Raw genomic sequence first — 12226 nt, forward strand, 5'->3', positions numbered from 1 at the left:
GGGAAGGACCGTGGAGATATTACAGGCGGAACAAATTCGAAAGAGCTTTGATGGAAATGAAGTATTGAAAGGAATTTCTATTTCCGTGAATAAGGGCGAAGTGTTGGCGATCATCGGACCCTCCGGTTCCGGAAAGAGTACCTTCCTGCGCTGTGTCACCCAGTTGGAGACGGTCGATTCCGGCGCCATCACCCTATGTGGGGAGACGCTGGTCAAAAATGGGCCGGATGGGAAGGCGGTCTATGCGGATAAAGCGACATGCAGCCGCATTGGTCTGCGCATTGGCCTGGTGTTTCAGAATTTTAATCTGTTCCCGCATTTTTCTGTGCTGCGCAATATTACGGAAGCTCCGGTCCGTGTGCTGGGAAAGAAGCGGGAGGAGGCGGAGACAACCGCGCGCGAGCTATTGAAAAAAATGAACCTGGCGGACAAGGCGGACGCCTATCCCTATCAGCTTTCCGGAGGACAGCAGCAGCGGGTTTCCATTGCGCGCGCGTTGGCCATGGAACCGGAAATCCTGTTTTTTGACGAGCCAACTTCCGCGCTGGACCCTGAGTTGACTGGGGAGATCCTCAAGGTAATCCGGGAACTTGCCGCAGAGCATATGACCATGGTGGTTGTTACACACGAGATGAAGTTTGCCCACGACGTGGCCGACTATGTGGTGTTTATGGATGACGGCACGATTGTCGAACAGGGAAAACCGGAACAGCTCTTTGACAGTTCGACCAATGAACGCACCCGCGCATTTTTGGCGCGGTATCACGATATGTAAAAAAGACTCTACAATCACTATCCTAAGCTGTAGAATAGCGATTGTAGAGGATTATTTTTATGTACACATATGGCATCTAAAGTAAGCGATGACTTCTTTAGATGCCATTTTATTATTAAATGATATTAATTAAAAAATATTGACTAATAGTAAAAAATATAGTAAATTTATATCAGAAAGGGTGATTCCAATGAGAAAGATTGATTTATAAATTGTACATAGACAATACAAGGAGGTAATATTATGAAAAAGAGTATATTTACTTTATTGACGATCGCTTTGCTGTTTTGTTTTGTAATAAATACGCAGACAGTATTTGCAATTCCGCAACCTTTTATTAGAAAATTCTCTATAGAGTCGTTGCAGGGAATCCGTCCAAGTGAATATGTCAGTGCGAATGCCGCATCACTTGCAAAGGGGAAGATGTTGCTTCGTTCAAAAGGCAGAGGGGAAATATCCATAAAACGTTGGCAACAAAGCGGACAATCTTACAGCAATGACTTAATGCAGGTACAAAATGTTGATATAGGAACATATGGTTGTATGCTTACAAGTTTTACAATGGTTGCAGATTATCTGAGAAATTTAGATTATGATCCTGGACGGGTCAATAAGATTATTACAACGGCCGCTTGTCCTTTTCAATCTGTCGTCGCAGGTCAACGTTGTAGCTTATCAGTAGATGTGAATGAATTTAAAAACGTATCTGTAGCCGATACAGCGGCTTATGTCGCGGATGGAATCAGTCAAGGCTTGCCAGTGATTATTGGAATGGAAAACAGCTATACAACGCATTTTGTAGTCGCATATGCTTATAGCGGCGAATTAGTTTATATTAAGGATCCAGCATCCGACAATAAAGCAACTTTACAGGACTATACGAATAATGGATATTGGGTGAATCGAATTTTAAGGTATAGCTATTAATCATGCAAAAAGGAGCTTGTTATGAAGTGGACTTTCTTCTTTGGAGCGGTGGTTTTCTTATGCTTTGCGTTGCTTGCTTGCACAACGGCCCCAGGGCCCTCGGATGATCGTTTTGATAAGGGGAGTCCCCTTTCTTCTGCTGGGCCGTCGGAAATCCCTGTGGGAACATCAACGCCGGCAGAGCCGGACGCCATTCAGGAAATCCAAGGATACTCCCTGAAAGATGCCGGATTGACGATCACAGCGGATCAGGTTTTTTCCGACCCCAATACAGATCAAAAGCGCATTATATGGGACACATGGCACATGGAGGATGCGACACAGGAATGGTTTTCTGTAAAACGCGCAGATTATGGAGGAAATCTCACCTTTGTGACGGTTGAAACCACAGAAAGTGGAATCGATTATACCTCCCACGTGATGTTCCTTTTACAATGCTACCGCGGCGAAGATTTGGCAGATGGAAACACCATACAGATTCAAGGGGAACAAGTCCCAGTAGAGGAACTCCGCGAAAAAGAGGTCTGCGAAGTTGATGGGTGGATGGTGTGTGACCTGACCAGCTATGTACTGCCGGAAGGGTTTCCAGCGACTATGGAGAAATGGGAGCAGGAGAATCCAGGAGACTACGATTACCAATGGACATTCGAAGTCTATGATGCGTTTAAACAAAATCTTTCGAATTGGATACAAGTGGGCACCGCATCGGAACCGGCTATGACTTGATCTTTTGTCCGGCAATGTTTTAAGACCCTTCTAACGCTTTTTTCACTGGATACTACGGACATCAAACAGAAAAGCCATGGTGTCTAAAGTGTTTTATCGCTTTAGACACCATGGCTTTCCGTTTCTATAGAATGTTTCGCCGATCAACGGCCGTTGATCGCATCGATGATCGAGATGACATCATCCAAGCTGTCCACCTTGCGCAGACAAAGCTGCAAAACGTCCGGTTCCAATTTGCAGAGGTCGGGAATCAGGATGGAACGGAACCCTCCGTTGTGCGCAGCGCGGATTCCGGCGTTGGAGTCCTCCAAGACCAGGACATTTGCGGGCGGTTCCCCCAACTGTTCTGCCGTCAGCAGGAAAATTTCGGGATTCGGTTTGCTGGCGTGGACCTGGTGCCCGCTGACCACACAATCGAAACGGTGCTCCAAGCCGTGCTGTTTCAGCAGGAAATCGATTTTTTTGGGCTGGGACGAGGAGGCGACGGCTTTTTTTAAGCCGCGCTGTTCCAGTGCATCCAACAGGGGAAACAACCCTTTTTTCGCGGGGATCTGTTCCGTCTGCAACGCCTCAAAAAAGAGCGGCGTCTGGCGGTCGATGACCTTCTGGACAGGGAAATCCGGCCCATAGACGTCCAGCAAGATCTGTGCGGAATCGGCCTTGCTGCGGCCCATAATCAGGCTGTGAATTTCGCGTGTAAAAACCTTTCCCTGTTCCGATACCGCCTGGCCCCATGTGCGTTCATAGAGTTGTTCGGTGTCAAACATCAGACCGTCCATATCAAAAATAACCGCTGTAATCCGTTCCATGGTGATTCTCCTTCCGCTTTGGGGCAATGCGCAACTTCAGATGCTTTGCCGGTGCAATATCTCATGGCTGCCCTAAAGGTCCCGCACGATCGTGCGCTGTTTTTATGCCGGTGGGTCGGCTTTTCCGTATGTATTATACCAACCTGGGGCGTAAACCGCAACTGTGTTGGACGGCAAGACTTTGCGAGGGCGTTTGATCGAAAGGGCACTTGACCAAAAAGGATGCAGGCCAGTCTCCCGCGAAATCCAGGCCGGAGAAAGCATTCCGGCAGGATTTACAGGCGCATCATCCCGGACATAATGCATACGCCTGCCGCGCCGCAGGAAAGAACGCTTTGCATTTGCTCGGAATCAAGGGAGATGCCGCCGATCGCATAGACGGGCACGGACGCTGCGCGGCAGACCTCCCGCAGGAACGCCAACCCCCTGGGGGGAATCCCCGGCTTGCAGCCCGTTGCGAAGATATGGCCCGCGATGAGATACGAAGCCCCGAGTTGTCCGGCGCGGCGTGCATCCTCCACGGAATGCACCGATGCGCCGATACGGGAAAAGCTGTCCAACGGCCGGTTGGCGTCCGCGGCGGCCTCTTCCAGCTTCCACAGGGGGAGCTGGATTTGTTTTACACCGAGACGCTTTGCCACATCGAGGAAGCTGTGAAGGACACAGGGAACCCGGTGGCGGTTGCAGATCGCCAGGACGTCCGCCGCCAGCGCTTCATAGGCGCTTTCGTCCAGGTCCTTTTCGCGCAGGACCAGGGCGGCGGGCTGGAAGGCGCAGACCCGCTCCACCTGTTCGAGAAAGGGCCTGGTACAGAGTGCTCGGTTTGTAACCGCGACGACGGAGCGATTATACGTAGACATAGTCGTTCATCACCGGCTGTAGGCCGAGCTTTTGGAGGTCGTGGAATACTTCGTCCACGCTCCGCCCGTCGGAAATCTCGAATTGGTCGTCCCCCTTTGCTTCGATCTCGTCCGAGTGTTCGCCAATCCCCGTGCTGACACCTGCGGAGATTTTCGTCGCGGCGATCGAGACCAGATTGTCCCGCACGCGCGCGCATTCCCGCGTGGAGATGGTGATGCTGGCAAACGGCATCAGAAGGCGGTAAGCCATCACCACCTGCAAAAGCTGCGGTTCGTGGACATCCATGGGATTGATCTTGTCGTTGTTGATGATCGGGCGGAGACGTGGGCAGGAGAAGGCGATTTCCGCGTGCGGGTATTTGCGCTGAAGCAGCCAGGCGTGGCAGCCGGTGGCGAAGGCGTCCTTGCGGAAATCGTCCAGCCCCAGCAGCGCGCCGAACCCGACGCCGCGCATACCGCCCTTTAGGGCGCGCTCCTGCGCGTTCAGCCGGTACGGGAAAATCCGCTTATGGCCCTGTAGGTGGAGCGTCTCATATTTGTCGCTGTTGTACGTTTCCTGGAAGACCGTGACGTAGTCGGCGCCGCACTGGTGAAGATAGGCGTATTCGTCGGAGTTCATCGGATACACTTCCAGGCCGATCACCTTGAAATACTTGCGCGCAATTTTGCAGGCCTCGCCGATGTATGCAACCGTGGATTTGGAGCGGCTTTCTCCGGTTAGGATGAGGATCTCCTGTAGGCCGGTAGCGGCGATCGCCTCCATCTCCTTTTCGATCTGCTCGGCGTTCAGCTGCGCGCGGTGAATCTTATTGTGGCAGTTGAAGCCGCAGTAGATGCAGTAGTTTTCACAGTAATTGGCGATGTATAGCGGCGTAAACATGCAGACCGAATTGCCGAAATGCTTGCGGGTTTCCTGCTGGGCTACCTGTGCAATTTCCTCCAAAAGCGGAAGGGCAGCGGGGGAGAGCAGCGCGCCGAAATCCTCCAGAGTGCGGTTTTCATGCCGGAGAGCGCGGCGGACGTCTTCCGCGGTATAGCGGTTGTAATCGTAGGCGGCGGTGCGATCCAGAACTTGCTGGCCAATGTCGGAATCCAAAACCTCCATGCCCGGCAGGTATGTCATGTGATCGATGCGTTCCTTTTTCATATCCTGCCGCACTTCGTCGCTCAGGATGCTTTCGTTGATATGTTCATTCTGTGCCATGGCGCGATTCCCTCCTTATTCTCTCAAAAAGCCGGTCAAAGGGGAGGAAGCGCTTGCACCCTTTTCCAGAGTGCGGCCTAGGCCGGAGAGGTAAGCTTTGCGGCCCGCCTCAATCGCCTGCCGAAACGCTTCCGCCATGACGGGGATGTCGCCAGCGGTCGCGATGGCGGTGTTGGCCATCACAGCGGCAGCGCCCATCTCCATCGCCTCACACGCCTGCGAAGGACGGCCGATGCCGGCGTCCACAATGATCGGGAGGTCGATTTCGTCGATCAGGATCTGGATGAACTCCTTGGTGCAAAGGCCCTTGTTCGTGCCGATCGGCGCGCCAAGCGGCATGATGCAGGCCGCGCCCGCGTTGGCCAGATCCCTGGCGGCGTTCAGGTCGGGATACATGTAGGGCATGACGACATATCCCTCTTTTGCCAGGACCTCCGTCGCCTTGATGGTCTCGTAGTTGTCCGGCAGCAGGTATTTGGAGTCGTGGATCACTTCAATTTTGATAAAGTCGCCGCAGCCCAGTTCCCGCGCGAGATGGGCAATGCGGACCGCTTCGTCGGCATTGCGCGCGCCGGAGGTGTTGGGGAGCAGGGTGACGGTTTTGGGGATATAGTCGAGGATGTTGGCCAGGCCGCCCTCGTTTGCGCGGCGAAGCGCCAGTGTGACAATCTGCGCGCCCGCCTTTTCAATGGCAGCCTGGATGAGCTCCAGCGAATATTTGCCGGAACCAAGGATGAATCGGGAGGTAAAGGTATGCCCTCCGATGGTCAAAAGATCCTGTTGTGTATTCATGGTTCTTCTCCTTTTGTTGTACAGATGTATTGTGCGATGCAATTGGCCTCATGCGCTGCGCAGAGCGCTACGCGGGGAGCCATCAGGCCGTAGCCGGGCCCCGTCTGAGCTATCCCATCGCCGCAGAGGTAAAAATGATCGGTGATTTTGCGCGTCTGGATGCGGTTGCTGTCGCTGTATCCAGCCATTCCGGAGGCGGAGACCAGGAAGGCCTGCGGGAAATGCTCCAAGATGCCGTTCACCAGCATCGCCTTTGCCTCCGGGGAATCAAAGGCTTCACAGACAATCGGGTCCTCTGCAAAGAGCTCCGGAAGATTGCCTTCCGTCACGCGGATGCAGTCGGTCCGGATGTCCAGATAGGGGTTGATCTGCAGCAGTTCCTCCTTTAGGGCGTCGGTTTTGTACATGCCCAAATGCCGGAGGAAATACTGCTGGCGGTTTAAATTGGCGAGGTCCACGCGGTCAAAGTCGATCAGGTGCAGGTGCCCGACGCCGATGCGGGCCAGAGCAAACGCGACGTTGGAACCCAAACCGCCGAGCCCTGCGACAGCCACCCGCGCGTGGTCCAGCTTGTCCTGCACGCCTGCGGAATGGCGCTCCCGCAGCGCGCGTTGAATCTGTTCTTTGGTGATGGGGTTGCGCGGTTCCAAATCAGCCACCTCCTACAAAATGGACGATTTCCACTTGGTCGCCGTCCGCGAGGACGGTCGAAGGGTACGCAGCTTTTGGGACAATCGCGCCGTTCCGCTCAACGGCGACACGGGCCGGATTGTACTGGTTTTGGTCGAGGTAGTCCTGTAGGGTCGTCCCCTCCGCAAGTTCGACGGCGGTGCCATTGATCTGAATCATCATGCAGCTCCTTTCTGGAATCCGGCTGTAAGCAAAGAAAAAAGAGTTCACGAAAAAATACACCCGCGGTGGTGTACCCCTTCGTGAACTCTCGTTCACTCTCAACCGTTCCGATTCAATTGTCTTCTCCTGTTGGAGAACCTGTAAAATGTGCGCAGACGGGATGCATACAAAAACGGGAAATGCCAAGCATTTCCCGTAGGGTCCGTTCTTTCCCTACGTTGGCATTATCCAAGTCAGGTTATGGGTCGAAGTTCGCAACTTCCTCTCAGCCTATGTATAAGCTCCCCTGTTCCATTTACGGGTCTACTATACACGATCCACCGGAATTTGTCAAGTTTTGGATAGTGAGTTTCTTGCATGGAAGTGTGGGCAGGGGCTTTGAACAGGGGCATTGGCTGCCGCCCGTGCCGTGCGCCGGCCAGGAGAAAATCCCGGTTTCTCAGAAGATGGCCGCCTACTCCAAACGGAGCTGCATGTCCTTGAGGGAACGGACAGGCCGTTCCGTAATTTGATCCTGTGGCCCAACCGTTCCGCACAAAAGGGGCGCATGTTCCGCATAGAGCCGGACGGTGTCGGCGACTTTTTCCGGGCTGAAATTGGCGTAGCAATAGTTGCATCCGTTCCGGCAGGTGTGATAAGCGCCGATGTCGATGCTCTCGACACACCCGCACGCTGCGCGTTGGTTGCGGTCTTTGCCAGCGCGGAGAGGACAGCCGATGATCCGCTCGATCAGACGAGGGTCGATGCAGCTTCCGTGTTGGACGCCCACCGCCTGTAGGTCGCAGGACTCCGCGCAGCTCTCGATGGCCATGCCGTTCTCAGCGGCGATCTGGGCCATCTGCCCGGCCATATGGAACAGCGTGTCCCCCTCTGGGGGATACAGAGAAAGTCCCGCTGTATTGCGCTTCGTTTTCGCATAGAGGTCGATGAAGCTGATGACCACCCTTTCCGTATACCCGCGCAGGCGCCTGGCAATTTCCGAAAAGGAGGCCAAATGGTAGGAAACGGTGTACCGGCGGTTGAGAAAGATCGGATCGTACCGCCAGACGACCCGCTCTTTGCCGATTTTGGAAGAGAGGGCCTGAAAGGTGGGGATTAGGCGGTTCTTTTTGTCAGGCAGATTGGGTTCGATATCCCGGCCATAGCTGGTCAATGTAAATTGGACATAATAGGGATATGCCGCCAGCTCTCCCAGATGGGGGAGCATGTTCTCCGGATTTTTGGTCCAAAAGACGATGCAATCCACCACCGAAGGCGATAAAGAGATGCGGCTGATTTGATGTGGATTTATCGGGTTGCGGACATACACAAAACCCTCTTGGACGCGGTGCAGGAACCAATCTATATAGTAGTTGGGAATGTCCGTCCGGCGGCTGGCGCTGAGAATCATCGCTTCACATCCTTTTAGAAAGCGGTAAAACGGCGCTTCCTATTCGAGAAGTTGTATCTGGCTGTCCGGTAATAGGATTCAATCGTACGCTGCTAACAAGAATTATTTCCGATATTTATTGCTCCTGAGCATGCTCAAGAAAGCTTGGCGGTTTGTACAGTGGTGTAGCCAATCGTGCTTTTTGGCCTCGTTTCTTGCATTGTCAATGAGATCTAAATGATTATGTAGATTGTTTATGGAAACCGTTTTTCCTATCCATTGCATTGCGGATAGAAATATATTTGCAGGGTGAGAATCCTTCATAAGATGTTGCCTGACTTTCTTTTGAATAAGGTAACACATTCAACTTGCTATTCGTTGTCCAAACTGATATTCATATCTTCCTCGATGATAGGCAGCCGAAACTTGATAGATTTCAACCACTGGCCATTGGGCTGACGCTCCGGGTAAATCTGAATTTCAGAGATCAGTTCCTCAATCAACTGCCGTTTCTCTCTGTCGTTCATCTTTCCATAGAGTTGATCGAAGTAGATCAGGACCTTGTAGATATTATCGCCGGTCAGCTTTTCTGCCTCAATGGACTGTTTTTTGGCTCTGGTTGCAATCAGCAGGGATTCTAATTCTTCAATCTTATCATACATCCCATAGAGCCGATCATCAAGGTCTGATTTCCGCCTGCCGTAATGCCGATCATCCGGGTCAAGAGAGTCGATTTCTTCAATCAGCTTGGATTTGGTGGAATAAGCCTGACGAAGCTGCTTTTCATAGTTGCTGATTTCCTGCTCAATCGCCGTGGTGTCGACTTTCATGTTGATCTTTTCCTGCATCATCGCCGCAAATTTGGGATTGCTGACCAGCTTGCAGATTACCTCCGCCACAGCATCGTCCAGCAGCTCTTTCCGGATTTGCTTCTTGTAATCGCATTTATGCCCACGGGTCATAGAGCGATGTTTGCAGCCATAGTAGTAGAAATCCTTGTATTTGCTGCCGTCCGCTTTCCGTTTTACGCACTTATTACCATACATTCCAACACCGCATACGGGACATTTCACAATGCCGGACAACAGGTGTGTGCATTCGTTTTTCCCTTTGTTGACGTGTTCATACCGTTTGGCTTGAGCAGCCAACTTGACCTGTGCTGCCTGCCATATATCCTCCGGGATAATGGCCTCATGCAGACCATCCACCAACAAGAAGTTTTCCTGTTCTACCAAACGGTACTCGTTTCTAGTTCCATGTACCTTTTCGGTTTTTCGCCTGCCATAGGCAATCTTGCCGCAGTAAACCGGATTTTTCAGAATCATGCGGATCAGACGAGCATCAAAAAGAGGATTTTTCCCGTTCTGGCGCTGGACTTTGCTGATCCCATGATTTTCAAGATATTTTGCGATCCCATTTGCGCCGGAATCGGTTGTGACATACTGCTCATAGATGGTGCGAATCGCCGGAGCTTCCTCCTCGTTGATTTCCAGCTTGCCATCCACCAGTTTATATCCGTAGGGGGCAAAGCCGCCGTTCCACTTACCCTCTCTGGCCTTTTGGATACGACCTTCCATGGTTTGGACACGGATGTTTTCACGCTCAATTTCCGCCACTGCCGATAGGACGGAGATCATCAGCTTTCCCGCATCTTTGGAGGAATCAATACCATCCTCCACGCAGATCAAGTTGACGCCAAAATCCTGCATGACCTGTAAGGTGGAAAGGACATCCGCCGCATTTCTGCCAAAACGGGACAGCTTGAAGACCAGAACAAAGGAAACGCCATCCTTGCCGGTTTTGATGTCCTCCATCATCTGGTTAAATTGCGTACGGCCTTCAATCGATTTACCGGATTTTCCCGCATCCTCATATTCGTGAGCAATCTCATAATCATTAAATTCTGCAAAAGCTTTCATGCGAGATTTCTGGGCATCCAGCGAGTAGCCGTCAATCTGCATGGCGGTAGACACTCGCGTATAGGTATAAACTTTTATCTTTTCTTTCGCCATGGTCCTTCCTCGCTTATACTGCTCAACAGTTCCGTATGTGTTTTCCAAGGGAAGCATTTCTTCCCTTGGAAAATGTGTTTGGACACTTATCTCACGATTATTGTATCATGCTGCTTTTGACGTTTCAATATTTTCTTTGCAAACATTTTTATCTGTGCCGCAGTTTGTGATTTTATCCTCGGGGGACACCGGATCAGGCAAAGAATCTAAGTCCAGCTCCCCAGCATATTTTTCAATCATATTTGCCAGTAAAACGGCGAAGCCGTTCCACTCATCTATCATAGGCATTTATCCTCCATCTGTCCGATTTGTGCATGTACTCCGCCAGCACTTCTTTTGGGATACGATCCAGCACAGCAACGGCGTCTGCATAGTCCCGCCGCAGCTTGGCATCGGCCAGCTGCTTCAAAGTGCTTTCTTGGGTAGCTTTCTTCAGGGATTGCACCAGCTGAGCATTCTCTTGTTTCAGCTTTTTGTTCTCCACAGTGGTTTCCGTAAATGACACCTGATACTTCTTCATAGCCTCGAAAAATTCTGCATTATTGGGAAATGGTTATCTAGCACATAGAACTGCCGATCTTGCCCATCCTTCAAGAAGAATACTTGTTTATCCCGTGCTGAGCTATTTAGGCTCTCCCTATGTAAGCATACAAAATAGTCTAATGTCTTTTCTTCTGGAAGTCGTTCCTGGATATATCCTTTTGTACTTCTGTCATATTTATAACCGAACTCTTTATATAATCGTTGTTTTCCAATACGAGTTTTAAAAGCAAACATCGCTAATTTTATATGTTTTGTTTCATCATGCAATTGGAAAAATTTATTTTTTTCAATCGTTTCTGTTAAATCATCCAAGGTTGCATTTCCCTTGACTTCTATAACCATTATGCAATCATTTGGTTCAACCAGGAAAATGTCTCCGGCTAGTTGACGTCTATAAAAATTTTTCCTACATACGATGATGTCACATTGTGGGCTTTGATGATTGGCCCAAGCAATAAAGCCGGTAACAAATTCTAGCATTTGAAACCGTTCCTGGAGACATTTTTTGAGAATGTTTTCTCCACATCTACCCATCTCAGCATGATGTTTTAACTTTTCAGCTATAAAATATTTGCAAAACAGAAGTTCCTCCGAATATTCCTCATATATCTTTGTAACGTCTTCTTCCATAATAGACCTCTCACTTGCTTAAAACTTTTGTTTAGAAGTCTTTTTGAGCATTTGATAGCCTTCTGTTCCGCCAATTTCAAGCATCGAATATTTCTTTAGCATTTTCTCTAAACTTATACGAATTTGGACAGGGGTATAAGAAGTTAATGCCCCTTGGTTAATGATAGACTTCGTCCAATTTCTTTGCTGATTATAGAGGTTCCAAAAACGATTCATATCAAAATTGGGATTCTGTGCCGCTATTTGTTGCACCATTGCGTTAAGCGTATTTCGATCTGCTTCCGAAACGCCTTGCGGAATCATATTTCCCATAGCAGAAGTGATATTTTGCGCTGTAACTCCGGTGCAAGCATTATTAAGATCGGCCACAATAAACTGCGATTCTATATTTGCCAAAACATTTTGTGTTATCTGAAAAGAATTCTTTTGGAATGCCTTTCCTGCAATATGTAAGTTGCAAGGGCAAAGCTACCTACGATAATAAGCAAAATGTTTGCCCAGTTATCTTTTATAAACTCTAACATACTTTATATTCACCTCAGATACTGGCGTAGTATTTGACTCAAAACCATAACATTTGCTGCTCCAAATAACTCCTCTGCCAACATTTGCTGCTGTTGAGGGGATAATTTTTGAATTGATCTCATTGCCTGAATCAAATCCTGCTTTGCTTTTTTATAATCGTCTGTGGGCTCTATCCCCAGTGTTAATTTATATTCTTCCATTT

At 50.0% G+C, this 12226-nt stretch carries 16 protein-coding genes; 3 read left to right on the top strand and 13 right to left on the bottom strand.

Features of this window, described 5'->3' with window-relative positions; genetic code table 11:
• Positions 1-10: 10 nt before the first annotated feature.
• From B5F54_RS10745 to B5F54_RS10755, 3 genes are all read left to right on the top strand, one after another.
• Entirely contained in the window at positions 11-775 is a 765-nt protein-coding gene (locus tag B5F54_RS10745; RefSeq protein ID WP_087234052.1) for an amino acid ABC transporter ATP-binding protein, read from the top strand.
• 243 nt (positions 776-1018) lie between these two features.
• Complete coding sequence (locus tag B5F54_RS10750; protein ID WP_087234054.1) at positions 1019-1702, top strand: C39 family peptidase; 684 nt, start codon at positions 1019-1021, stop codon at positions 1700-1702.
• A gap of 159 nt (positions 1703-1861) precedes the next feature.
• Positions 1862-2428: a hypothetical protein gene (locus B5F54_RS10755; protein ID WP_140400364.1), complete on the top strand. Its 567-nt coding sequence runs from the start codon at positions 1862-1864 to the stop codon at positions 2426-2428.
• Positions 2429-2571: 143 nt separating this feature from the next.
• Here B5F54_RS10755 and B5F54_RS10760 read toward each other — a convergent pair whose 3' ends face one another.
• From B5F54_RS10760 to B5F54_RS10815, 13 genes are all read right to left on the bottom strand, one after another.
• On the bottom strand, positions 2572-3237 hold the full coding sequence (locus tag B5F54_RS10760) for an HAD family hydrolase (RefSeq protein WP_087234057.1): 666 nt from the start codon (positions 3235-3237) through the stop codon (positions 2572-2574).
• Between the two features lie 275 nt (positions 3238-3512).
• A complete protein-coding gene (locus B5F54_RS10765) occupies positions 3513-4097 on the bottom strand; it encodes a thiamine phosphate synthase (RefSeq protein WP_087234059.1) in 585 nt (194 codons plus the stop codon).
• The gene (gene thiH, locus B5F54_RS10770) at positions 4084-5244 is read right to left on the bottom strand and encodes a 2-iminoacetate synthase ThiH (protein WP_442856121.1); all 1161 of its coding nucleotides are present in this window, start codon (positions 5242-5244) and stop codon (positions 4084-4086) included. The genes B5F54_RS10765 and thiH overlap by 14 nt, the downstream gene beginning before the upstream one ends.
• A 72-nt stretch (positions 5245-5316) precedes the next feature.
• Positions 5317-6093, bottom strand: coding sequence for a thiazole synthase (locus tag B5F54_RS10775; RefSeq protein WP_087234063.1), 777 nt, complete (start codon positions 6091-6093; stop codon positions 5317-5319).
• On the bottom strand, positions 6090-6743 hold the full coding sequence (gene thiF, locus B5F54_RS10780) for a sulfur carrier protein ThiS adenylyltransferase ThiF (RefSeq protein ID WP_087234065.1): 654 nt from the start codon (positions 6741-6743) through the stop codon (positions 6090-6092). Before thiF ends, B5F54_RS10775 begins: the two co-directional genes overlap by 4 nt.
• 1 nt (position 6744) lies before the next feature.
• Positions 6745-6942, bottom strand: a complete 198-nt coding sequence (gene thiS, locus B5F54_RS10785; protein ID WP_087234067.1) for a sulfur carrier protein ThiS — start codon at positions 6940-6942, stop codon at positions 6745-6747.
• Positions 6943-7399: 457 nt separating this feature from the next.
• The gene (locus B5F54_RS10790; protein WP_087234069.1) at positions 7400-8335 is read right to left on the bottom strand and encodes a DUF1848 domain-containing protein; all 936 of its coding nucleotides are present in this window, start codon (positions 8333-8335) and stop codon (positions 7400-7402) included.
• Between the two features lie 350 nt (positions 8336-8685).
• On the bottom strand, positions 8686-10326 hold the full coding sequence (locus tag B5F54_RS10795) for a recombinase family protein (RefSeq protein ID WP_087234070.1): 1641 nt from the start codon (positions 10324-10326) through the stop codon (positions 8686-8688).
• Positions 10327-10431: 105 nt separating this feature from the next.
• A complete protein-coding gene (locus tag B5F54_RS17650) occupies positions 10432-10608 on the bottom strand; it encodes a hypothetical protein (RefSeq protein WP_172749698.1) in 177 nt (58 codons plus the stop codon).
• On the bottom strand, positions 10598-10846 hold the full coding sequence (locus tag B5F54_RS10800) for a hypothetical protein (protein ID WP_087234073.1): 249 nt from the start codon (positions 10844-10846) through the stop codon (positions 10598-10600). The genes B5F54_RS17650 and B5F54_RS10800 overlap by 11 nt, the downstream gene beginning before the upstream one ends.
• Positions 10843-11499 (bottom strand): DUF6602 domain-containing protein, encoded by a 657-nt coding sequence (locus B5F54_RS10805; RefSeq protein WP_087234075.1) that lies wholly within the window; start codon positions 11497-11499, stop codon positions 10843-10845. Before B5F54_RS10805 ends, B5F54_RS10800 begins: the two co-directional genes overlap by 4 nt.
• Positions 11500-11517: 18 nt before the next feature.
• The gene (locus B5F54_RS10810) at positions 11518-11868 is read right to left on the bottom strand and encodes a hypothetical protein (protein ID WP_140400365.1); all 351 of its coding nucleotides are present in this window, start codon (positions 11866-11868) and stop codon (positions 11518-11520) included.
• 164 nt (positions 11869-12032) lie between these two features.
• The gene (locus B5F54_RS10815) at positions 12033-12224 is read right to left on the bottom strand and encodes a hypothetical protein (protein WP_087234079.1); all 192 of its coding nucleotides are present in this window, start codon (positions 12222-12224) and stop codon (positions 12033-12035) included.
• Positions 12225-12226 lie beyond the last annotated feature (2 nt).

It is taken from the genome of Anaeromassilibacillus sp. An250 (assembly GCF_002159845.1).
Lineage (GTDB): Bacteria > Bacillota > Clostridia > Oscillospirales > Acutalibacteraceae > Anaeromassilibacillus > Anaeromassilibacillus stercoravium.